Origin of the sequence: Burkholderia singularis, assembly GCF_001718875.1 — a bacterium.
GTDB classification, from domain to species: Bacteria; Pseudomonadota; Gammaproteobacteria; order Burkholderiales; family Burkholderiaceae; genus Burkholderia; species Burkholderia singularis.
On sequence record NZ_CP013448.1, the window covers coordinates 1,285,382 to 1,307,605 of the forward strand.

Genomic DNA, 22,224 nt, shown 5'->3' on the forward strand with positions numbered 1-22,224 from the left:
TCATGAACCGCAAGTCATGAACCGCAAGTCATGAACCGGTTAGACATCGCTATCGAATGGGCGGTTTTCGTCTTCCGTTCTTTTCCCGGTCACGCAGCAACGCGCAAGCGCCGGTGGCCGTTGCCGAGCGCGGCTTCTTTGCGGGTCCGCTACCGGTTCCCGGGCCGCTTGAGTTTCTTGCGGGCTTGCTCGGCCTTGGCTCTGATCACGCAATCGTCGGCGTGATCGTTGACGATGCCCATCGCCTGCATGAACGAATAGACGGTGGTCGGCCCGACGAATTTCCAGCCCCGTGCCTTCAACGCCTTGGACAGCGCGATCGATTCGGGCGACGTCGACACCACCGCCTGCGCTTTTGCGCGCGGCTCGGCAGGGCGCTCGTAACGCCAGACGAACGCCGCGAGCGATCCCTCCTGCTCGATGAGTTCGCGGGCCCGTTGCGCGTTGTTGATCACCGCCTCGATCTTGCCGCGATGGCGGACGATGCCTGCGTCGGCGAGCAGGCGGTCAACGTCGCGCTGGGTGTAGCGTGCAATCTTGTCGAAGTCGAAGTGATGAAACGCCGCGCGGAAATTCTCGCGTTTCGCCAGGATGGTGCGCCAGCTCAGCCCGGACTGGAAGCTTTCGAGGCACAGCTTTTCGAACAGGTGGCGATCGTCGTCGACTGGAAAGCCCCATTCGCTATCGTGATACGGAAGAAACTCGGGGGCGGCGTTGCACCAGCGGCAGCGCAATTTTCCGTCGGGCCCGGCGATCGTCATGGTCATGAGGATTTCTCCCGATTCGGGAACGTATGATTTCGGTATCCGCGATGATAGCGTCGATTCGACGCATGTCCAGCTTCGGCCGGTCGCGCAGGCCGCGTGACCGGCGCGCGTTCGTTTGTCTTTGGTTCAACATGCCGGTTCGCTCGCCGCGTGCGTTGGCCGTGCTCCGTACATCGTGCTTCGGCGGCGGGGCGTAGTGCGATTGGCAGGCACGTGGATCGCCGCGCATCGTCGAGCGGGGGCGCGGGCGGACGGAGCGGCCCAGCCCGGTATGGTGGCGGCCATCGATGCGGTGCGCGGGAGGCGGACGTATGATGACGAGTTTCTCGCGCTCGAGCGCCGGTTGCGTCGGCGCGTCGAAGCCCGACGGGTGTCTACGTCTACCGCTTCATTCAACGCCAGATAGGAGCAGCCTTGTTCTATTCGATCGCAGCCATTTTCGTCGGCGCCGGGCTCGGTGCATTGTTGCGCTGGTTTTTGAGCCTCGGCCTGAATGCGATCTTTCCCGCTATACCGCTCGGCACGCTCGCATCGAATCTGATCGGCGGCTATCTGATCGGCGTCGCGATCGCCGTGTTCAGCGCGAAGGCGGGGTTGCCGCCGGAGTGGCGGCTGTTCGTGATCACGGGTTTCATGGGCGGCCTCACGACGTTTTCCACTTACTCGGCCGAAGTGATTTCGCATCTGACGCAGGGTGAACTCGGTTGGGCGTTGGCCGTTGCTGCCCTACACTTGATAGGTTCATTCACGTTGACGTGGCTCGGCATGGCGAGCGCGCGAGCGTGGCTCGTGCCGGGCTGATCCGCCGTAGGCGGGGGAGGGGGCGATGAACGGGATCGCCTGCGAGGCGCGCGCGCAAGATCGGGTCTTGCTGCGCTTTTATGTCCATGAGGATCATCGTCTGCACTGGAAGCCGCTCTGGGAATGGCTGCTCGACGAGGCGAACCGGATGGGCATCGCCGGCGGCTCGGCATTTCGCGCGATCGCGGGATTCGGCAGGCACCGGATGCTGCACGAAGCCCGTTTTTTCGAGTTGCAAGGCTCGCTTGCGATCGAAGTCGAATTCATTGCGACCGACGACGAAGCACGGCAACTGATCGAGCGCGTATCGCGCGAGAAAGTGCGGCTTTGTTACGCGACGATTCCGGTGCGCTTCGGCGTGATCGACAATCTCGACGAAGGCGCCGCGCCGGCGGCGCCCGCCGGCGCGCGATGATGCCGCCGGTGCCGGCGCGCGCGGCCCATCAGATGCCGAACAGCGTCAGCGAAACGGCGGCGCGCGTGACGATCATGATCAGCACCTGGACGATCACGAACAGCAGGAGCGGCGACAAGTCGATGCCGCCGAGATTCGGAATCAGCCGGCGCAGCGGATTCAGGAGCGGCGCGGTCAGTTGATAGAGGATTTCCATCGCGGGCGAGCGCGGATTGAGCCACGACAGCAGCGCCATCAGAATCGTCAGCCACAGCACGAGGTTGAGCGCCCACTTCACGACCGTCAGCAGCGCGACGATGACGAGCGTCGGCGCGATCGACAGCGCGTCGACCCCTGCCATCGACACCATCAGCGTCACATAGACGAGCGACGTGATGACGGTTGCGGCGACGCTCGCCCAATCGATCCCGCGCACGCCCGGGATGATATGCCGCAGCGGCAGCACGAGCCAGTTGGTCGCTTGCAGCACGGTCTGCGTGACGGGGTTGTACGGCGGCACGCGCACGGCTTGCAGCCAGACGCGCAGGAGCAGCGCCGCGCCGAACAGCGTGAAGACGGTATTGAGCAGAAAGCGGGCAATCTCGCCGAACATCGTTGGAATCCTTTTCTGGGTACAGGCAGTCGGGTAGCGTGCCGGCGCCGTCCGCGGACGGCGCGCATCGGGCGTCACCTTATCACGGCTCGCCGTCTGCGGGGCGGGTGGCGGCGCGCTCCGGCGCGAGCGATGCGGTGACGGCGCGCTCGATCGCATCGAGCGATGCGGGCGCAACGGACGACGGTGTGCGCCGCCGCGCAAGCGCGAGCGCGCGGCGGGTATGGAGCGCGTAGAACGTCGCGTGATCGCCGCCTTGCGATGCGAGGCGCGCGAGCTGCCGCGCGACGACACCGGCGTCGCCGCGCGACACGGGGCCTGACAAGGCGTTCGCGAGCCCCTTGTCGCGTGCGGTTTCGAGCGTGCCGGCAAGCATCGGCAACAGCGCGCGCAGCGCGTCGTCCTCGGCCAGGCCGAGCGTGCGCCACAGCTCGACGCATTCGGCGAGATTGGACAGCGTGAAGCTTGCCGCATAGTGGGCGGCCGCGTGATAAAGCATCCGGTCGTCCGGCGTCAGTTGGCCCTGTGGAAATGGCAGCGGATGGCAGCCCAGCGCGGCGGCGAAGGCGGTGAGCAGATCGTTCAGCGCGCCGTCGGCTTCGATCGTTACCGAGCAGCCTTCGATGCGCGTGAGGTCGGCTTCGCCGCCGCCGAACAGATAGAGCGGGTGGAAGCTGCCCGTCGCGGCGCGTTGCGCCCGCGCGGGCGCCAACAGCGCGAGGCTCGATGCGCCGCTGCAATGGACAAGCGCTTGCCCGTGCGCACGGTCCGGCGCGAAACGCAGGCTGGCGGCGACCTCGGCGAGCGCGTCGTCGGGCACGCTCACGAAGATCAGCTCGGCGTGGTCGACGACCGCTTGCGGCGAGTCCAGCGCAGCGCAGCGAACGGTTTGCGGCGCCGCTGGGCGGGCGTCGGCCTGCGCTTCGCGAGCGGCCGAATCGATGTCGACCAGTTCGGCCAGCGCCGCGGCCGACGCGGCCGAGCGGCTCGCGATGGCGGTGACGGCGTACCCGGCGCGGGCAAGCCGGCGCGCGACGCAGCGGGCAAGCCGGCCTGCGCCGATGAAGCCGATGCGAGGCGAGGCGGATAAGGGCATGGCGGCGGGTCCTGAGGTTGGGGCGGCGCAATTCGTCAGTATCGCGTATTTGGGGGCGCACGGCGTGCTCCCGCCCCAAAATCGGTGTGGCTGCCGGAGCGGAATCCGTCTTTTGCCGGCAATGTGCTGTCTCTAATTTGTAATCGTTCATTACCGGCCGCGCAGCGCCCGGCGCGGCCGCGCCGCGCGCGCCTGCGCCGATCGCCCGCGATTCGCCGAACGGCCGACGGGCCGCCCGCGCGGGACGTTTCACGACGCCGCGCGAACCAACGCCGGCCCGTTTTTCGAAATTGCAATTTGCAACAAATGGTCGTGGCTCGTGATACCGGTTTTCGCTACATTCGTCGCATGCAGCAAGCTACCTTTGCTGTCGATGCGGCCGGCGCCCGATGCCTGTCGCCCAGGAGAACCAAAGTGAAAAAGCTCGTTCCGTTGATCGCCGCCGCCGCGCTGGGTCTCGGCATCGCGGGCGCCGCGCACGCGCACGTGTCGATCGGCGTCGGCATCGGATTGCCGCTCGTCGCGCCGGCGTATCCGGTTTACGCCGCGCCGCCGCCGCCCGTCGTGTATGCGCCGCCGCCCGTCGTCTACGCGCCGCCGCCCGTTTATTACCCGCCGCCCGCGGTCGTGGTGGGCGGCTACTACGGGCGTCCGTACTGGCATCACGGCTATTACGGCGGCTACGGCCGGCCATACTGGCGCCGTTGACGCCGGTCGGCCGGCGCGCCCGGCAGGCGGCGCGCCGCATGACGGCGCGGCACGGAGCGATTCGTGCCGCGCCGTTCGTATTTCCGGGCAGCAAAAGCCGGGTGAAGCTGGGACAATATTCGCTTCATTCCAACCCATCGCCTTGCCGCGCCATCGCCCATGTCCACTTCCCCCACCTCCGATTCCATCGTTCTTCCCACCTATGACGACGTCACCGACGCCGCGGCCCGGCTGGCCGGCGTCGCGCATCGCACGCCCGTGCTGACGTCCCGCACCGCCGATGCGCGCACCCGCGCGACGCTATTCTTCAAATGCGAGAATGTTCAGCGGATGGGCGCATTCAAGTTTCGCGGCGCATACAACGCGATTTCGCATTTCGATGTCGAGCAGCGTCGCGCCGGCGTGCTGGCCTATTCGTCCGGCAATCATGCGCAGGCGATTGCGCTCGCCGCGCGGCTCGCGGGTATCTGGGCGACGATCGTGATGCCGCAAGATGCGCCCGCCGCGAAGATGGCGGCGACGAAGGAGTACGGCGGCGAAGTGATCACCTACGACCGTTATACGGAAAGCCGCGAGGAGATTGGCGCGCGGCTTGCCGACGAGCGGGGGATGACGCTCGTGCCGCCTTATGACCATCCGCATGTGATCGCGGGGCAGGGGACGGCGGCGAAGGAATTGATCGACGAAGTGGGCGGGCTGGATATGCTCGTCGTTCCGGTGGGCGGTGGCGGATTGATCGCGGGCAGCGCGTTGTCGGCGGCGGCGCTCGCGTCCGGCTGCAGCGTGATCGGCGTCGAGCCGCAGGCGGGCAACGACGCGCAACAGTCGCTGGCGCGCGGCGAGGTCGTGCATATTCCGGTGCCGCGCACGATCGCGGACGGCGCGGCGTCGACGCATGTCGGTGCGCACAACTTTCCGATCATCCGAAAGCTCGTCGAGCGAATCGTCACGGTCAGCGACGCGCAGTTGGTCGACACGATGCGCTTTTTCGCCGAGCGTATGAAGATGGTCGTCGAGCCGACCGGCTGTCTGGCGGCGGCGGCGGTGCTGGATGGCGTGCTGCCGGTGGCGGGCAAGCGCGTCGGCGTGATCCTGAGCGGGGGCAACGTCGATCTCGCGCGCTACGGCGAGTGGTTGCGCGGGTGAGCGGTGTGCCGGGCGCGGCGGGCTTGGCTTGGCGGCGGGGGAACGCGATCCCGGCGAAGCGGCCCGGCCGCCAGCCGGGCGGCCGCATCTGACGCCGCGGCGTCCCAGGCGTCCTGCATGCCGCTGGGCCGCTTGCCTGCCGCGTTGCGGCCCATGCAAATCCCGCCGCTGTCAGGCGGTGACGTTCGGAATCAAGTCGCGAGCGCCGCCCGCGATCGCGTCATACGAGAAATAAGCGGACAACAGCGCCGATATCAAATGGCACGCCAAATGGCACGCGCATCGGCCCTCTGTCCGCGCGCTTTTCGTCGTCCGGGCTCATTGCGCGATGACGGCACAAAACGCTACGGCAGCCGCGGCGTTCACGACAAGCCGATTTCGGTCCACAGCCGATCGACGCGCGCCTTCACGGCGGCGTCCATCTCGATCGGCCGGCCCCATTCGCGTTGCGTTTCGCCGGGCCATTTATTGGTCGCGTCGAGGCCCATCTTCGAGCCCAAGCCCGCGACGGGCGAGGCGAAATCGAGATAGTCGATCGGCGTGTTTTCGACGAGCACGGTGTCGCGCGCCGGATCGACTCGCGTCGTGATCGCCCAGATTACTTCCTTCCAGTCGCGCACGTCGACGTCCTCGTCGACGACCACGATGAACTTCGTGTACATGAACTGCCGCAAAAAGCTCCAGACGCCGAACATCACGCGTTTCGCATGGCCCGCGTAGCTCTTCTTCATCTGGACGATCGCCATCCGGTAGCTGCAGCCTTCGGGCGGCAGGTAGAAATCGGTGATCTCGGGAAACTGTTTTTGCAGCAGCGGCACGAATACTTCATTCAGCGCGACGCCGAGCACGGCCGGCTCGTCAGGCGGTTTGCCGGTGTAGGTGGTGTGATAGATCGCGTCGCGGCGCATCGTGATGCGCTCGACGGTGAACACCGGAAACCATTCCTGTTCGTTGTAGTAGCCCGTGTGATCGCCGTACGGACCTTCGAGCGCGTGTTCGTAGGCCGCCGCCGGGCCGGTGGCCGGCCGGGGCGGCGCGCCGGCCGGCGCGGGCGCCGCGCGGTCCGGCTGCGGGTGGATGAAGCCTTCGAGCACGATCTCGGCGCGCGCGGGCACCTGCAGCGTGTCGACGCCGGGCGTCACGCACTTGGCGAGTTCAGTGCGCGCACCGCGCAGCAGGCCCGCGAACTGGTATTCGGACAGCGTGTCGGGCACGGGCGTGACCGCGCCGAGCGTCGTCGCCGGATCGGCGCCGAGCACGACGGCGACCGGGTAGGGCTGGCCGGGATGGCGCAGCGCGAACTCGCGGAAGTCGAGCGCGCCGCCGCGATGCGCGAGCCAGCGCATGATCAGCTTGTTGCGGCCGATCAATTGCTGGCGATAGATGCCCAGATTCTGGCGGGTCTTGTTCGGCCCCCGCGTGACCGTGAGCCCCCACGTGACGAGCGGCGCCGCGTCGCCCGGCCAGCAGGTCTGGATCGGCAGTCGCGCGAGATCGACGTCGTTGCCTTCCCAAACGATTTCCTGGCACGGCGGCGCGGATACGGTTTTCGGCCCCATATCCCAGACGGCCTTCGCGAGCGACAGCAGCTTGCCGGCGTCCTTCAGGCTTTTCGGCGGATCGGGTTCCTTGAGTGCGGACAGCAGCCGGCCGATGTCGCGCAGCGACGCGAGCGCGGCCTGGTCGTCGGCATCGACGCCCATGCCGAGCGCAACGCGCCGCGGTGTGCCGAAAAGATTGCCGAGCACCGCAAACCGATAGCCGGGCGGCGCGTCGAACAACAGAGCGGGGCCGCCCGCGCGCAGCACGCGATCGCAAAGCTCGGTCATCTCGAGCACGGGCGATACGGGTTGCGTGACGCGCCGCAGCTCGCCGAGCCGCTCGAGGTTGTTCGTGAAATCGCGTAAATCTTTGTATCTCATGAAGAATATCCGGGCCGCGCGCGGCAGGCGGCGGCGGTGAGGGCGGGCGTCGGGTCCGCCTGGAAGCGAGCGCCGATTTTACCCGGCCGAACGGTCAGCCGCCCGAAATCTCAAAAAATGGCGGCGGATCGGGATGCCAGACGGCAAGCGGCATCGGCCGCAGCGCGCTGTTAATTCATTACTTTTTGTTATGAAAATCTATTTCTATAGTGTTGACGATCTATAAAACCCTGCTAGAATCCGCTCACATTGGTTGCAGGCTCAAGTTTTTTGAACCAATCCATCCCCGGTCCTATAGACGCAACGCGTCTCCGTCGGCCGACACCTGCACGGTTTTTCGACGGTCTGTTTGTTGCCCTGGCCAGCGCCCAGTCAGCGCTGGCTTTTTGCGTGGGAGCCACCGCGCGTGTGCCCGCCTCTGTGCGCAGGCCCAATTCCGCCGTGGCCCCGGACGGTACTTATACCGTCTCTCCGATACCGATGCGGTCCAACCAAGACGCTCGGTGTCTTGATTCCGCGGCAGCGCGTCACGTCTCGCCATCTAGAGCCGAGCGAGCCGCAGGCGTCATGCTCATGGAGGATCTGAATGAATGCTTGGTTATCGTGGCGCCCCAACGAGCGGCATGCGCAGATGTTGCGCGTTGTGCTGCGTCGTGGGACGCGTGTCAGTCACCATTTGTTTAGCGTCGTCGGCTGCTGCGCGGTGGCGGTTTCGCTCGCGCTATGGCTGCTGCCGAACGTGCGCGGCACGTTGGCGGCGAAGCTGATGCCTTTTGTGTCGGCCGCGGTCGAGGCCGGCCCGGCACGGCTGCTTAGCGGCCATCCGTTGCCGTCGTTCGGCCCTTCGGGCGTGAACGAGAACGAAGCGATGGTTCGTGCGCAGACGGTATCTGCCGCGCCGGCCGTGGCAGCCGCTGCGAGCCCGGCGGACGCGACGTTCGATGCGGTGCGCAATGGCGTGTCGCCGGTGTCGCTCGCGAAACTGATCCCGGCGCAGCGCGTTGCCGCCGATGCGCGCGACAATCGCGCGCTCGTGTCCAATCGCGAGCAGGCGCTCGTCGCGACTTATCTGGCGCGGCGCTACCGCGTTGCGCAGGAGCCGCTCGGCCAGCTCGTGAAGACGGCATTCGAGACGGGCCGGGAAGTCGGTATCGATCCGCTGCTGATTCTGGCGGTGATGGCGATTGAATCAGGGTTCAATCCGTACGCCGAGAGCGGCGTCGGCGCGCAGGGCCTGATGCAGGTGATGTCGAAGGTCCATTCAGACAAGTTCGAGTATTTCGGCGGCACGGGCGCGGCGCTGCAGCCGCTCGTCAACATTCAGGTTGGCGCGCTCGTGCTGAAGGATTGCATTGCGCGCGGCGGCTCGGTTGCCGGCGGGTTGCGGCTGTACGTCGGCGCGACGTCGGCGGATGACGGCGGCTATGGCGCGAAGGTGATTAGCGAACGCGATCGGCTGCGCGATGTCGCGCGTGGGCGCAAGGTGCCGATCTTCACGCCGCAACAGCCTGCGCAGGGGGCGGTGACGACGGTGGCGGTGTCGGCGCCGGGCGCGACGGGCGGATCGCAAAAACGCGTGCACGCGACGCTCGACAGCGCGCACCCGCTGACGATGAATTCTGCTGCCGCGTCGAAGGCGCAGCCGCAGGATGACGATGCCAGTGTCGACACGGCGGCGAAGCACGATCCTGCTGCACCCGATCTTGGTACCTGACTCGGCGTCTGGGCGGATCGCCACTGTTCCGGTTCCGGCGGGAGCGGTTGAGGATAAAGAATGAGAAAAGGCCGGGCCACGCTTTCAGCGGGCCCGGCCTTCTTGTATCCGGCCAGACCGTTTTCCGGGCGAACGGCTGGGAGCGTCCGTTGTTTGGCAGTGCCGAGCGGCGCCCGCGCCGTGCCGCGTCGGGCAGTGCAGTGTGGTGTGATGCGGCGCGGCTCGCGCGACGCACCGCTGAACACGACCGGGGCGGTGCGCCCGAGCCCAGCGCGCCTGCCGGATACGGCGCTTCGAGCCCATTGGGTTAACGTTTCGTTTGCACAGCCTCTGCATGGCGCCAGTGCAATCTGGCGCGGCGCGCGGCGTGGTGATTACCCGCCAAACAGCTTGCGTAGCCGCTCGATCGCTTCTTCCAGCCGCGCATATGCGGTTGCATACGATAGCCGGATATAGTCGCGCGGCGCGTGGATGCCGAAATCCATGCCGGGCACCAGCACCACGCCCGCGTCGTGCAGCATTGCCTGCGTGAGCGCGGCGCTGTCGCGGGCCGCCGGGTGCGCGACGCCGCCGCATTGCGCGTAAACATAGAATGCGCCATCCGGCATCACCGGCACTTTGAAGCCGACCGATTCGATAGCCGGCACGATGAAGTCGCGGCGGCGCTGGAATTCGGCGCGGCGCGCTTCGTAGATGGCGAGCGTATCCGGCTCGAAGCACGCGAGCGCTGCATGTTGCGCGAGCGCGGAAGCGCAAATGAACAGGTTCTGCGCGAGCTTCTCGAACGTGGCGACGAGCGCCGGCGGCACGACGAGCCAGCCTAGCCGCCAGCCCGTCATGTTGAAGTATTTCGAGAAGCTGTTGACGGTGACGACGTCGTCGCTGAACGACAGCGCCGATACCGGTGCGCCGCCGTAGCTCAATCCTTGATAAATCTCGTCGACGATCGCAAAACCGCCGCGCGCACGCACCGCGCCGATGATCCGGCCGAGTTCGCCGGGCGCGAGCGACGTGCCCGTCGGGTTCGACGGCGACGCGAGCAGCACACCGCGCGTGCGCTCGGTCCAACGGGCGTCCACGTCGCGCGCGGTGAGCTGGAAGCGCGCTTCGGGGCCGCTCGGCACGAGGATCGCGCGGCCCTCGGCCGTTGCGACGAAGTGGCGGTTGCACGGGTATGAAGGATCGGGCATCAGCACCTCGTCGTCGCGGCCGACGAGCGCGACGCAGGCGAGCAAAAGCGCTGCCGACGCCCCCGCCGTGACGACGACGCGCTCGGGCTCGATCGCGAGCCCGTATGCGCGCGCGTAGTGCGCGGCGATCGCTTCGCGCAGCGGCGCGATGCCGAGCGCGCTCGTATATTGCGTGACGCCGCGGCGCAACGCGGCGGCGGCCGCCTCGACGACCGGCTCCGGCGCGGTGAAATCCGGCTCGCCGATGCTCATGTGGATGATGTCGCGGCCCGCGCGCTCGAGCGCGGCGGCTTCCTTGACGATTTCCATCACATAGAACGGCTCGATCGCATCGACGCGCGACGCAAGCCTGACGGGCGAATCGGTAGCGGTGTTCATCGTCGGATAGAGGCGGTTACAAAAAGGGAGCGGGCGACGCAGGGCCGCAGCGGGAAACGCCCGCGGCGGCGGCGATGCGGTTGCATGAACGCCGCGCGCGGCATGGGCCGGCAGGCGGGCGCACCGGCAGCCGATCGCCGCGCCCGCCGGGCGCATTACGACGGGTCGCGCCGCGCCTGCGTTTCGGTCGGCCGCAGCTTGACGGCGAGCTTGTCGAGCACGCCGTTCACGTACCGGTAGCCGTCCGAGCCGCCGAACGTCTTCGTCAACTCGACCGCTTCGTTGATGATCACGCGATACGGCGTTTCGATCTGGTGCGTGAGTTCATACGTCGCGATCAGCAGCACCGCGCGTTCGACGGGCGAGAGCTGGTCGATCGGGCGATCGAGGTTCGGCGAGAGCGCGTCCGAGAGCGCCGCGTGTTCGCGGATCACACCGTGCAGCAGGGTATCCAGCAGCGTTTTGTCGGCCTTGTCGTAACCCAGCGCGCCGCGCAATTGCGCGTCGATCTCGCCCGGCGCCGCATTCGACAGCAGCCATTGATACAGGCCTTGCGTCGCAAGCTCGCGCGATTGCCGGCGGGCGCTCTTCTTCATGCGCGTTCCTCTTCGTCGTCTTCTTCGTCGTCCTCGTCCTCTTCGTCATCGCTGAGTTGATCGAGCGTGATCGTGAGATTGGCCATCTCGACGGCAACGCGCGCGGCGTCGCGACCCTTTTCGGTCATCCGCGCGATCGCCTGTTCGTCGGTGTCGGTCGTGAGCACGGCGTTCGCGATCGGCGTGTTGAAATCGAGCGCGATGCGCGTGATGCCCGCGCCGCTCTCGTTCGACACGAGTTCGAAGTGATACGTCTCGCCGCGGATCACCGCGCCGAGCGCGATCAGCGCGTCGAACTGGTTGCTTTCCGCGAGTTTTTGCAACGCGAGCGGAATCTCGAGCGCGCCCGGCACCGTCACGAGCAGCACGTCCTCGCCGGCAACGCCCAGCCGTTCCAGTTCCTCGACGCAGGCATCGGCGAGGCCGTTGCACACGGGTTCGTTGAAGCGCGACTGAACGATGCCGATACGCAGGCCGTCGCCTTCGAGATTCGGTTGATATTGTCCGATTTCCATATTTTTTCCGTAAAGTGGATGAGCGGTGTGATTGACTGCAGCGCAGGCTGACGACAAGTACGGCACGAAAGCCGTGACAAAACCGTTACGCGCCGCCCGGCATCGGCTCGAAGCCGACGACCTCAAGGCCGTAGCCGGACATGCTGCCGAGCTTGCGCGGATTCGACAGCACCTGCATCTTGCCGACGCCGACATCGCGCAGGATTTGCGCGCCGATGCCGAACGTCTTGAAATCGACCGGCCGGCGCTTGAGCGCGGCCGCCTTCTCTTGTTCGTCGAACGCGAGGAACACGTCGACGAGGTGCTCGTTGGTATCGCCGCAATTGAGCAGCACGATCACGCCGCACTCGCGCTCGGCGATCGCCTTCATCGCGGCGTGCAGCGTCCATGAGTGGGTCGACACGCCGGTTTCGAGCAGATCGAGCACCGACAGCGGTTCGTGCACGCGCACGAGCGTGGCTTCGTGCGACGCGGGCGTGCCGCGCACGAGCGCGATATGCGGCGAGCCGCTCGGATGGTCGCGGTACAGCACGGCCTTGAACGCGCCGTGCGCCGTTTGCATCGTGCGCTCGGCGACCCGTTCGATGATCGATTCGGTGCGGCTGCGGTAGTGGATCAGATCGGCGATCGTGCCGATCTTCAGCCCGTGCTCGCGGCCGAATTCGATCAGATCCGGCAGGCGCGCCATGGTGCCGTCATCCTTGATGACTTCGCAGATCACGGCCGCGGGCGTCAGACCCGCGAGCGCGGTCAGGTCGCACCCCGCCTCGGTGTGGCCCGCGCGCACCAGCACGCCGCCCGGCTGCGCCATGATTGGGAACACGTGGCCGGGCTGGACGATGTGCTCGGGCCGCGCGTCGTGCGCGACGGCGGCGGCGATCGTGCGCGCGCGGTCAGCCGCCGAGATGCCCGTCGTCACGCCTTCGGCGGCCTCGATGCTGACCGTGAACGCGGTGCCGTATTGCGTGCCGTTGCGGTACGTCATCAGCGGCAGGTTCAGCAGCTTGCAGCGCTCCTGCGTGAGCGTGAGGCAAATCAGCCCGCGGCCGTAGCGCGCCATGAAATTGATCGCTTCCGGCGTGACGAATTCAGCGGCGAGCACGAGGTCGCCCTCGTTTTCGCGGTCTTCTTCGTCGACCAGGATCACCATCCGGCCGGCTTTCAGCTCGGCGATGATGTCAGGCGTGGAGGCGAGCGTCATAAAGGGATGCATGAAAGGGAAAGCGCGTATTTTACGCCACGCGCGGCGGGTTATCGCCTCGGATGGTGCGACGGCCCGTTGCATTGGCCGAACGGCCGGTGCGGCCGGGCGCGGACGAATCCGCGGGCGGGGTGCGGACCCTTGCATTCCGGGGGAGGCCGGATGGCGTTGCGGCGCGGCCTGGATCGGCCGCGCGGTCTCCGGCCCAGCCTGGTCCGGGTTGATCTGGCCTTGCCTGGCTTGGCAAGCGCCCGGCTTACAATGTTCGTTGCCGCGCGATGCGCGGGCCTTGAACATGACAATCTCCGCCGATGCCTGAACCACTCCGCACACCGCTCGACGCGCTGCTCGCCGATATTCGCGCGTGTCGCGCCTGCGAGGCCGAGCTGCCGCTCGGCCCGCGTCCGGTGCTGCGCGCGCGGCGCGACGCGCGCATCTTGATCGTCGGGCAGGCGCCGGGCGCGCGCGTGCATGCGAGCGGCGTGCTGTGGGACGACGCGAGCGGCAAGCGGCTGCGCGAATGGCTGGGCGTCGATGCCGGCACGTTCTACGACGCGTCGCGTTTTGCCATCGTGCCGATGGGATTTTGCTATCCGGGCCGCGGCGCGAACGGCGACAATCCGCCGCGTCCCGAATGCGCGCGGCTGTGGCTCGACCGTCTGCTCGCGGAACTGCCGGCGATCCGTCTCACGCTGTTGATCGGCCAGTATGCGCAGCGGCATTTCCTGCGCGACGCACGCCGGGCGTCGTTGACCGAAACCGTTCAAGCGTGGCGTGAATACGGCCCGGCGGTGCTGCCGCTGCCGCATCCGTCACCGCGCAACCAGGCGTGGTTCAAGCGTCATCCGTGGTTCGGCTCCGATGTGCTGCCGGAATTGCGGCGGCGCATCGCGCGGCAGCTTGGCGGGCCCGGCGGCTGATTCCGGCAATCGATTTACCGGGAAGGCTGGCCGCCGGCCGCGGAGGCGGTGGCCAGCATCCGCTCCACATACCGCGCGATCAGATCGATTTCGAGATTGACCTGCGAGCCCGGCTGCAAATGCTTGAGCGTCGTCACCTCGACCGTATGAGGAATCAGATTGATCGAGAATTCGCAGCCGTGCGCTTGATCGTCGATCGCGTTGACCGTGAGGCTCACGCCGTTGACGGTGATCGATCCCTTGTATGCGAGATAGCGACCAAGCTCGCGCGGCGCGACGATGCGCAGCTCGTGCGACTCGCCGACGCGCGCGAAGCGCGTGACGACCCCCAGCCCGTCGACGTGCCCGGACACCAGATGGCCGCCGAGCCGGTCGTGCGCGCGCAGCGCCTTTTCGAGATTCACGTCGCCCGGCGCGGCGAGGCCGACCGTGCGGTTCAGGCTCTCGCGCGAGATCTCCACGTCGAACGTGTCGGCCGTTTTCGCGATGACGGTCATGCACGCGCCCTGGATCGCGATGCTGTCGCCAAGCGCGACGTCGGCCAGATCGAGCGCGCCGGCGCGCACGGTGGCGCGCACGCCGGCCTCGGGTTCGGCGCCTAGCGGCGCGATCGTTTCGATGCGGCCGACTGCCGCGACGATTCCGGTAAACATTTTGGTCGGTTTCCGTTGTCAGAGAGTGGAGGGCGCAGCGGCGTGAGCGCCGACGAAACGCGCGAGCACGCGCAGGTCGTCGCCGATGCGCTCGACGCTGTGAAATGCGAGCCGCGCGCGGTCCGCGAGCGACGCGGGCCCGGCGAGATCGAACATCGATGCCGCATCCGCGCCGAGCAGGGTCGGCGCGACGTAGACGAGCAGTTCGTCGACGCAATGCTCGCGCAGCAGCGAGCCGTTCAGCTTATGGCCCGCCTCGACGTGCAGCTCGTTGATCTGGCGCTCGCCGAGCGCGGCGAGCATCGCGGGCAAATCGACCTTGCCGTGCGCGTTTGGCAGGGGCACGATCTCGGCGCCGCGCGCGCGCAGCGCCTGCGCGCGCTCTTCGCGCTGCGCGTCGAGCGCGCCGCAGAAAATGACGGGCGGCGCGTCTTCGAGAATGTGCGCGGTGAGCGGCACGTCGAGGTGGCTGTCGACCAGCACGCGCCGCGGCTGCCGCGGCGTGTCGACGCCGCGCACGGTGAGCCGCGGATCGTCTTTGCGCACGGTGCCGATGCCCGTCAGAATCGCGCAGGCGCGCGCGCGCCACTGGTGGCCGTCTGCGCGCGCGTCTTCGCCGGTGATCCATTGGCTTTCGCCGGATGCGAGCGCGGTGCGGCCGTCGAGCGACGCGGCGGCTTTCATCCGCACCCACGGCCGGCCGCGCGTCATCCGCGACACGAAGCCGACGTTCAGCTCGTGCGCGTCGTGCGCGAGCAGGCCGCAACGCACGTCGACGCCCGCATCGCGCAGCATCGCGAGGCCGCGTCCGGACACCTGCGGATTCGGGTCTTCCATCGCGGCGACCACCTTGCCCACGCGCGCGTCGATCAGCGCATGCGCGCACGGCGGCGTGCGTCCGAAGTGGCTGCATGGCTCGAGTGTCACGTAGACGGTCGCGCCGCGCACGTCGTTGCCGCGCGCGCGCGCGTCCTTGAGCGCCTGCACTTCCGCATGATCCTGGCCGGCCGGCTGGGTGAAGCCTTCGCCGATGACGGCGTCGCCGTTGACGATCACGCAGCCGACGCGCGGATTCGGCGTCGTCGTGTACATCCCGCGCGCGGCGAGCGCAAGCGCGCGTTGCATGTGGATAAAGTCCTGTTCCGAAAACATGGGCGCGTCCTGTGGTTCGAGCGGCCGCGCGCTCAGCCGGCGAGCACCGCGAACGCGCGGCGGGCGGCGGCAAGCGTGGCGTCGAGCGTCGCGTCGTCGTGCGCGCTCGACACGAAACCCGCCTCATAAGCGGACGGCGCGAAATACACGCCTTCGTCGAGCATCAGGTGGAAGAAGCGCTTGAAGTGCTCGATGTCGCTCTTGGTTACGTCGTCGAAGCGGGTCGGCACGCGCTCGGTGAAGTAGAGGCCGAACATCGCGCCGATCGCATCGGCCGAAAACGGCACGCCTGCCGCGTGCGCCTCGGCGGCGAGGCCGTCGGCGAGGCGGCGCGTCTTGTCGGCGAGTGCGTCGTAGAAACCGGGCGCCTGGATCAGCCTGAGCGTCGCGAGCCCCGCGGCGACCGCGACCGGATTGCCCGATAGCGTGCCGGCCTGATACACCGCGCCGAGCGGCGCGAGTTCGGCCATGATGTCGCGGCGGCCGCCGAAGGCGGCGGCGGGCATGCCGCCGCCGATCACCTTGCCCAGGCAGGTGAGATCCGGCGTGATGCCGTAGTGCTGCTGCGCGCCGCCGAGCGCGACGCGAAAACCGCACATCACTTCGTCGAAGATCAGCACGGCGCCGTGCTTCGTGCACAGCGCGCGCAACGCGTTCAGGAATTCGGGCGTGCCGCGCACGAGATTCATGTTGCCCGCGACGGGCTCGACGATCACCGCGGCGATTTCATCGCCGAACGCGGCGAACGCTTCGTTCAGCGCGGCGACGTTGTTGTATTCGAGGACGGTGGTGTATTTCGCGATGTCGGCCGGCACGCCCGCCGACGTCGGGTTGCCGAGGGTGAGCAGCCCCGAGCCCGCTTTCACGAGCAGGCTGTCGGCGTGCCCGTGGTAGCAGCCCTCGAACTTGACGATCCGGCTGCGGCCGGTGAAGCCGCGCGCAAGGCGCAGTGCGCTCATGGTCGCCTCGGTGCCGCTCGAGACCATGCGCACCTGCTCGATCGACGGCACGAGCTTCACGATTTCCTCGGCGATTTCGATCTCGGCCTCGGTCGGCGCGCCGAACGAAAAGCCGTCGGCAAGCACGCGCTGGACTGCGTCGAGCACCTCCGGATGCACGTGGCCGACGATCATCGGCCCCCACGAGCCGATGTAATCGATATAGCGCTTGCCGTCGGCGTCCCAAAAATACGCGCCTTGCGCGCGCTTGACGAAACGCGGCGTGCCGCCGACCGAGCGGAACGCGCGCACCGGCGAATTGACGCCGCCCGGATTGGTTCGTTGCGCGCGTTCGAAGAGAGTTTGATTGTTCGACATGAATGGGACCTACGACAGAGAGGGCCGTGCGCGCGAGCGGCGGGGCCGCGGTTCGCGTCGGACGGCGTATCGGGGATGGCTATGCGTTGACCGCTCGATTGTACCTAAGACGCGTGCGGCGCGAGTCCGGCGCGGGCGTGGCGGTTTGGCGCGCCGGGGCGTGCGGGTGACGCGCCGTGTGCGGCGCGCGGCGGACGATCGCGCTCGTGCCGATGCGCTGGCAGGGGGCGCGGGAGGCGGGGCGGGCATAAGCGGGCGCGGGCGGGCAGGCCGGAACCGGATCGGTATGCGCACGCTTGTGCGTCGCAAAGGCGGCGCGCGGAAGGGGGGAGGACGGCCGGGGCGGCGGCCCGCGGCCGCTCGGCGGCGTCGCTGCCGTCCGCCGCCCGTGCGTGCGGCTACGCGCGCCGCGGCGGCTTGCGCTTGCCGGTCAGCTCGGCCCAGCGCTTCTCGAGGGGGCCCTCGACCATCGGCTTGATCGACGTGCCGGAGGTCTGCGCGTCCCAGGTCTGCACTGAATACGGATGCGTGCGCAGCGCGTCGCGCGCGATCACGACCTGGCGATGGCCGTCGACCAGCCAGTCGTAGACGAAATCGATGCAGAGCCGGTAACCGCGCTTGGTCGCCGAATCGGGCACCTCATATGGCGCGCGCGTTACGTAGCCGGAGCCGAACACGCCCTTGGGCTCTTGCGCGACCCGGTGCAGAAACACGCGGTCGCCCGGCAGGATGCTGCGCGAGAAGCCGCAGCCCCAGACGTCGGCCACCGCTTCGCCCGCCTGCACGCGCGCGGCAAACTCGGGCAACTCGGGCCACGGCCATTTCTTGGGGCTCCAGATCAGCAGGAAGGCAGTCATGTCGGCAATTTGGCGGGCGGGCTGTCGGACCAAAGTGAGAAGCTTAACCGAAGCGCCGAAGTGGCTCGCTTACAATCGGGGGCCATGGCGGCGCGGTCGGCCGCCTTTTTCGTCGTTGTCTTGCCGGGCTGGGCGGACCGGGCGTGCGCAACTGCTCGCGCGTGCGCGGCCAATGCGGTTCGGCTGCCCCTTTTCCGTATGGAATTCCGATGCGTCACGTTTCCCGAGGCCGACCCGACGGCCGGCTGATCCTGTTGCTCGGCGCGCTTGCCGCGTGCGGGCCGATTGCCACCGATATGTACCTGCCGAGCCTGCCCGCGATCGCGGCGGGCTTCCAGGTGAGCGCCGCCGCCGCGCAGCGCACGCTGACGAGCTTCATGGCCGGCTTCTCGGTCGGGATGCTGCTCTATGGTCCGCTGTCCGATACCTACGGCCGCCGGCCGGTGCTGCTCGGCGGCATTGCGCTGTTCACGCTCGCGAGCATCGGCTGCTTCGTGGCCGCGTCGATCGACCAGCTGATCGTGGTGCGCTTTCTGCAAGCATTAGGCGCGGGCGCGGCATCGGTGCTCGCGCGTGCGATCGCGCGCGACGCGCACGAGCCCGCCGACGCGGCGAAGGTGCTGTCGATGGTCGCGATCGTCACCGCGATCGGGCCGCTGCTCGCGCCGCTCATCGGCGGCCAGGTGCTGCGCTTTCTCGGCTGGCGCGGCGTGTTCGTCGTGCTCGCGCTGTTCGGCGCGGCGTGCGCGGCGGCCGCGTTTCTGCGCGTGCCGGAGACCTGGCCGCGCGACAAACGCGGCGGCGCGGGCGTGCTGCGCGCGTTCGCCGCGTATGGGCGCATACTCGCCGATCCGCTCGCGTGGGGCTACGTCCTGTGCGGCGGCATGGCGTTCGCGTCGATGTTCGCGTACATCACCGCGACGCCGTTCGTCTACATCGAGCATTTCCACGTGTCGCCGCAGCATTACGGGCTGCTGTTCGGGCTGAATGTTGTCGGCATCATGATCGGCAACTTCGTGAACACGCATTTCGTCGGCCGCGTCGGCTCGCTCGCGCTCATCGCGGCCGCGGCGCTCGTGAGTTGCGTGGCGTCGCTCGCGGTCGCGTTCTTCGCGATCACCGGGCTGGGCGGGCTGTGGTCGATCGTCGTGGGGCTTTTTTTCGTCGTCGGTGTCGTCGGCGTGCTGTCGGCGAACTGCACGACCGAACTGATGCACCGCTATACGCGCAACGCCGGCGCGGCGGCTGCCGTGTTCGGCGCGATGCAGCTCGCGCTCGGTGCGCTCGCGAGCGTCGTGATCGGCGCGCTGTCCGACGGCTCGCCGTTCGCGATGGGGGTGACGATCGGTGCGACGGGGCTGCTGTGCTTCGCGGGGCGCGTGCTCGTGCTGCGCTGGCACGGGCGGCCGGTGAAAAACGCGGGGTAGGGGCGCGGCGGCAAGGGTTTGCGCCGGCGGGGGCGAGCGGCCGAAACGGCCCGCAAGCGCATAGCGGCAAATGGCAAGCAGCAAGCCCCTTTTTTACGTCGGGCCGCGGGCAATCCAAAAAAAACAGCGCCGCCGGAGGTCATGCCGGCGGCGCTGTTTCCGCGTTCGGCGCAACGCGTTGCGCGCCGAGCGGCCGCGCTAGTCCCGCGCGACCGGCGACGCGCCGTGGCTCAGCCAATCGAGCACGTCAGCGCTTTCGTCGTCCGCCTTCGCGCCCGCGCGCGCCTTCGCGCGCGCCATCGCTTCGGCGAGTTCCGCATTGGGCGTGGCGCGCCGGATCGCGACGCCGACCGCGAGGATATCGATGATCACGAGATGCAGGATTCGCGAGATCATCGACAACTGCGATTCGCGCATCTCGATGTGATCGGTTTCGAGCGCGACGCTCGCGCGCTTGGCGAGCGGCGTGTTGCTCGACGTGATCGCGATCACCTTCGCGCCCGCCTGCATCGCGACGTCGAGCACGCGCAGCAGCTCCGGCGCGCGGCCGGATTTCGACACCGCGACGATCACGTCGCCCTGGCCGAGCAGCGCAGCCGATGCGGCCTGCATGTACAGATCGCCGTAGGCGATCGTCGGGATGCCGAAGCGGAAGAACTTGTAATGCGCGTCCTGCGCGACGATGTTCGAATTGCCGAGCCCGTAGAACTCGATACGCCGCGCGTTGTTCAGCAGATCGATCGCGCGCTCGACGTCGCCGAAGTTCAGATGCTCGCGCAACTGCAGGATCGCGGACACGGTGTTGTCGAGCACCTTCGCGCCGAAATCGGTCGCGGTGTCGCCCAGATGAACCTGGCTGTGGCTCATCGGGATCGTGCCCGTCAAGCCCGTCGCGAGCTTGAGCTTGAAGTCCGACAGCCCCTGGCAGCCGAGCGAGCGGCAGAAGCGGATCACGGTCGGCTGGCTCACGTCGGCCTTGCGCGCGATATCGACGATCGGATCGTTGATGATCGAGCGCGGATGGTTGAGCGCGAGATCGGCGACGCGGCGCTCGGCGGGCGTGAGCGCATCGCGCATTTGCCTGATGCGCTCGAACACGGCCGACGACGCGCTGCCCGAGCGGTTCGACAACTGCTCGGCGAGAATCGCCGATACGCCGAGAAAGGCCGGATAGTCGGCGGTGATCAGATAGGTCGGGATGTTCGCGAGGTACGTGTCGAAGCGGCCCTTGGCCTCGAAGCGTTCGCGAAACGACGAGCGCATGAACAACTCACCCAGTTTCGGCACGACGCCGCCGCCGATGTAGACGCCGCCGAGCGCGCCGAGCGTCAGCGCGAGGCTGCCGGCGAACGAGCCGAGAATCCCGCAGAAGCATTCGACTGCTTCGAGCGCGAGTGCGTCGCCCGCGTGCGCGCGCTCGACGATCTCGGCGGTGTCGACGCTCGCGGCGATGCGCTTCTTGTCGCGCGCGGCGAGCGCGCGATAGACGATCTCCATGCCGGGGCCCGCGCACACGCGCTCGAACGACACGTGCTGAAACTTCTTGCGCGCGTACTGGAGCACGAGATCCTCGCGCTCGTCCTGCGGCGCGAACGACGCGTGGCCGCCTTCGCTGCCGAGCGCGATCCAGCGGTCGTCGGCCGGAATCAGGCCCGATACGCCGAGCCCGGTGCCCGGTCCCATCAGGCCGATCACGCTGTTCTGCCGCCGCGTGCCGCCGCCGACCTGCAGGCGCTGCGCGTCGGTCAGGCCCGGCAGCGCCATCGCGAGCGCGGTGAAATCGTTGACGACGAGCAGCGTGTCGAAGCCGAGCGCGCGGCGCGTCGCCTCGATCGAAAAGCTCCAATCGTGATTGGTCATCTGCACCTGATCGCCGTCGACCGGGTTCGCGATCGAGATCGCCGCGTGATTCACGCGATTGATCTTCACGTCCTTCAGATACTTGCGGATCGCGTCGGTGAGCGTCGGATAGTCGGCGACCGGGTAGACGCGAATCTGCTCGATTTCGCCTGCGGCGGTTTCGAGCGAGAAGCGCGCGTTGGTGCCGCCGACGTCGGCCAGCAGGCGCGGGCCGTCCGCGTGCTGGTTCGCGGCGGCGGCTTTAATTTGCGCACCAGTAGACATCGAGCTTTGTCCCCTTGTCGTTGGCCAATTGCGAAATCGCGTTCTGTTGCGGCGCGGCGGCGGCTTCGAGCACCTCGCGCTTGCGCTTGCCTGCGATCAGCAGGAACAGACGATCGATGTGCTTGAGCGCGTCGAGCGACAGGCTCACGCGCGCATGCGGCGCGGCGAGCGGATGCACGGCGACGAAGCGCTCGGGCGTCGTGGTCGCGTGCGTCCACTCGGGCGCGTCGGCGAACAGCGACGCGGTGTGGCCGTCCTCACCCATGCCGAGCACGGCGACGTCGGGCAGCGCATGCGCGGCGCTCGCGTTGAGCGCCGCGATCCGCGCATCGAGCGTCTCGCGCGTATCCACCAGCGGCGCGAAACGCGCGCCGGCGGCGGCGTTTTGCAGCAGCGTCTCGCGCACGAGCTTCGCGTTGCTGGCCGAGTCGGTGTCGGGAACCCAGCGGTCGTCGACGAGCGTCACGTCGATGCGGGGCCAGTCGAGCGCCGCGTTCGACAACGTTTGCAGGAACGGCCGCGGGCTCGTGCCGCCCGATACCGCGAGCGTCGCGCGCGCGCGTTGCGCGAGCGCGGCCGCGAGCGCTTCGCCCACCGCGCGCGCCAGCGCGTCGGATTGAGCGCTCGGGGTCTCGAAAGCGTGAATCTCGATCACTTCTCCTCCATCCAGACTGTCTTTATTGAATTCATCGAATTGTGCGGGACTGCATTGATGCGGGTCGGCGCGGCGGCGG

General features: G+C 67.8%; 21 protein-coding genes. 7 read left to right on the top strand and 14 right to left on the bottom strand.

Annotation, left to right across the window (positions count from 1 at the left end; genetic code table 11):
• Positions 1 to 149 precede the first annotated feature (149 nt).
• Entirely contained in the window at positions 150 to 767 is a 618-nt protein-coding gene (locus AQ611_RS05885) for a DNA-3-methyladenine glycosylase I (protein ID WP_069233973.1), read from the bottom strand.
• Positions 768 to 1,181: 414 nt separating this feature from the next.
• Between AQ611_RS05885 and crcB the strand changes: the two genes are divergently transcribed.
• The gene (crcB, locus tag AQ611_RS05890) at positions 1,182 to 1,568 is read left to right on the top strand and encodes a fluoride efflux transporter CrcB (protein ID WP_059519933.1); all 387 of its coding nucleotides are present in this window, start codon (positions 1,182 to 1,184) and stop codon (positions 1,566 to 1,568) included.
• Between the two features lie 25 nt (positions 1,569 to 1,593).
• Positions 1,594 to 1,983: a DUF190 domain-containing protein gene (locus AQ611_RS05895; RefSeq protein WP_059519932.1), complete on the top strand. Its 390-nt coding sequence runs from the start codon at positions 1,594 to 1,596 to the stop codon at positions 1,981 to 1,983.
• Between the two features lie 28 nt (positions 1,984 to 2,011).
• On the opposite strand, the gene AQ611_RS05900 is transcribed toward AQ611_RS05895, so the two are convergent.
• Entirely contained in the window at positions 2,012 to 2,575 is a 564-nt protein-coding gene (locus tag AQ611_RS05900) for a YggT family protein (protein ID WP_059519931.1), read from the bottom strand.
• Positions 2,576 to 2,657: 82 nt separating this feature from the next.
• On the bottom strand, positions 2,658 to 3,671 hold the full coding sequence (locus AQ611_RS05905) for a Rossmann-like and DUF2520 domain-containing protein (RefSeq protein WP_069233974.1): 1,014 nt from the start codon (positions 3,669 to 3,671) through the stop codon (positions 2,658 to 2,660).
• Between the two features lie 414 nt (positions 3,672 to 4,085).
• Here AQ611_RS05905 and AQ611_RS05910 point away from each other — a divergent pair, with 414 nt between their 5' ends.
• Together AQ611_RS05910 and AQ611_RS05915 are read left to right on the top strand one after the other, a co-directional pair.
• Positions 4,086 to 4,379, top strand: a complete 294-nt coding sequence (locus tag AQ611_RS05910; RefSeq protein WP_059519929.1) for a hypothetical protein — start codon at positions 4,086 to 4,088, stop codon at positions 4,377 to 4,379.
• Positions 4,380 to 4,538: 159 nt separating this feature from the next.
• Complete coding sequence (locus AQ611_RS05915) at positions 4,539 to 5,525, top strand: threo-3-hydroxy-L-aspartate ammonia-lyase (RefSeq protein ID WP_059519928.1); 987 nt, start codon at positions 4,539 to 4,541, stop codon at positions 5,523 to 5,525.
• 362 nt (positions 5,526 to 5,887) lie between these two features.
• On the opposite strand, the gene AQ611_RS05920 is transcribed toward AQ611_RS05915, so the two are convergent.
• Positions 5,888 to 7,447, bottom strand: coding sequence for a UbiD family decarboxylase (locus AQ611_RS05920; RefSeq protein ID WP_069233975.1), 1,560 nt, complete (start codon positions 7,445 to 7,447; stop codon positions 5,888 to 5,890).
• A 586-nt stretch (positions 7,448 to 8,033) separates the two neighbouring features.
• Between AQ611_RS05920 and AQ611_RS05925 the strand changes: the two genes are divergently transcribed.
• Positions 8,034 to 9,161, top strand: coding sequence for a lytic transglycosylase domain-containing protein (locus AQ611_RS05925; protein WP_059519926.1), 1,128 nt, complete (start codon positions 8,034 to 8,036; stop codon positions 9,159 to 9,161).
• Positions 9,162 to 9,535: 374 nt separating this feature from the next.
• Here the strand turns inward: AQ611_RS05925 and AQ611_RS05930 are convergent, their stop codons facing one another.
• The 4 genes from AQ611_RS05930 to ribBA all read right to left on the bottom strand — a co-directional run bounded on the left by AQ611_RS05930 (position 9,536) and on the right by ribBA (position 13,041).
• Entirely contained in the window at positions 9,536 to 10,729 is a 1,194-nt protein-coding gene (locus AQ611_RS05930; protein ID WP_059519925.1) for a pyridoxal phosphate-dependent aminotransferase, read from the bottom strand.
• Between the two features lie 155 nt (positions 10,730 to 10,884).
• Positions 10,885 to 11,325: a transcription antitermination factor NusB gene (gene nusB, locus AQ611_RS05935; RefSeq protein ID WP_059519924.1), complete on the bottom strand. Its 441-nt coding sequence runs from the start codon at positions 11,323 to 11,325 to the stop codon at positions 10,885 to 10,887.
• Positions 11,322 to 11,840, bottom strand: coding sequence for a 6,7-dimethyl-8-ribityllumazine synthase (gene ribH, locus AQ611_RS05940; RefSeq protein ID WP_059519923.1), 519 nt, complete (start codon positions 11,838 to 11,840; stop codon positions 11,322 to 11,324). Before ribH ends, nusB begins: the two co-directional genes overlap by 4 nt.
• An 85-nt stretch (positions 11,841 to 11,925) precedes the next feature.
• On the bottom strand, positions 11,926 to 13,041 hold the full coding sequence (gene ribBA / locus AQ611_RS05945) for a bifunctional 3,4-dihydroxy-2-butanone-4-phosphate synthase/GTP cyclohydrolase II (RefSeq protein ID WP_069233976.1): 1,116 nt from the start codon (positions 13,039 to 13,041) through the stop codon (positions 11,926 to 11,928).
• Between the two features lie 311 nt (positions 13,042 to 13,352).
• Here ribBA and AQ611_RS05950 point away from each other — a divergent pair, with 311 nt between their 5' ends.
• Positions 13,353 to 13,961, top strand: a complete 609-nt coding sequence (locus AQ611_RS05950) for a uracil-DNA glycosylase family protein (RefSeq protein ID WP_069233977.1) — start codon at positions 13,353 to 13,355, stop codon at positions 13,959 to 13,961.
• Positions 13,962 to 13,975: 14 nt separating this feature from the next.
• On the opposite strand, the gene AQ611_RS05955 is transcribed toward AQ611_RS05950, so the two are convergent.
• The 4 genes from AQ611_RS05955 to AQ611_RS05970 form a co-directional block, all read right to left on the bottom strand.
• A complete protein-coding gene (locus AQ611_RS05955; RefSeq protein ID WP_059519920.1) occupies positions 13,976 to 14,614 on the bottom strand; it encodes a riboflavin synthase in 639 nt (212 codons plus the stop codon).
• An 18-nt stretch (positions 14,615 to 14,632) separates the two neighbouring features.
• A complete protein-coding gene (ribD, locus tag AQ611_RS05960) occupies positions 14,633 to 15,766 on the bottom strand; it encodes a bifunctional diaminohydroxyphosphoribosylaminopyrimidine deaminase/5-amino-6-(5-phosphoribosylamino)uracil reductase RibD (RefSeq protein ID WP_069233978.1) in 1,134 nt (377 codons plus the stop codon).
• A 32-nt stretch (positions 15,767 to 15,798) separates the two neighbouring features.
• Positions 15,799 to 17,082 carry a glutamate-1-semialdehyde 2,1-aminomutase gene (gene hemL / locus AQ611_RS05965; protein ID WP_059519918.1) on the bottom strand — a complete coding sequence of 428 codons (1,284 nt, stop codon included), beginning with the start codon at positions 17,080 to 17,082 and terminating at the stop codon, positions 15,799 to 15,801.
• 398 nt (positions 17,083 to 17,480) lie between these two features.
• Positions 17,481 to 17,939, bottom strand: coding sequence for a hypothetical protein (locus tag AQ611_RS05970; protein WP_059519917.1), 459 nt, complete (start codon positions 17,937 to 17,939; stop codon positions 17,481 to 17,483).
• Positions 17,940 to 18,148: 209 nt separating this feature from the next.
• On the opposite strand from AQ611_RS05970, the gene AQ611_RS05975 reads away from it, so the two are divergent.
• Positions 18,149 to 19,366 carry a Bcr/CflA family multidrug efflux MFS transporter gene (locus AQ611_RS05975; RefSeq protein ID WP_059519916.1) on the top strand — a complete coding sequence of 406 codons (1,218 nt, stop codon included), beginning with the start codon at positions 18,149 to 18,151 and terminating at the stop codon, positions 19,364 to 19,366.
• A 198-nt stretch (positions 19,367 to 19,564) separates the two neighbouring features.
• Here AQ611_RS05975 and AQ611_RS05980 read toward each other — a convergent pair whose 3' ends face one another.
• Positions 19,565 to 21,490, bottom strand: a complete 1,926-nt coding sequence (locus AQ611_RS05980) for a bifunctional transcriptional regulator/glucokinase (protein WP_059519915.1) — start codon at positions 21,488 to 21,490, stop codon at positions 19,565 to 19,567.
• Positions 21,468 to 22,145: a 6-phosphogluconolactonase gene (pgl, locus tag AQ611_RS05985; RefSeq protein ID WP_069235163.1), complete on the bottom strand. Its 678-nt coding sequence runs from the start codon at positions 22,143 to 22,145 to the stop codon at positions 21,468 to 21,470. The genes AQ611_RS05980 and pgl overlap by 23 nt, the downstream gene beginning before the upstream one ends.
• Between the last annotated feature and the right edge of the window lie 79 nt (positions 22,146 to 22,224).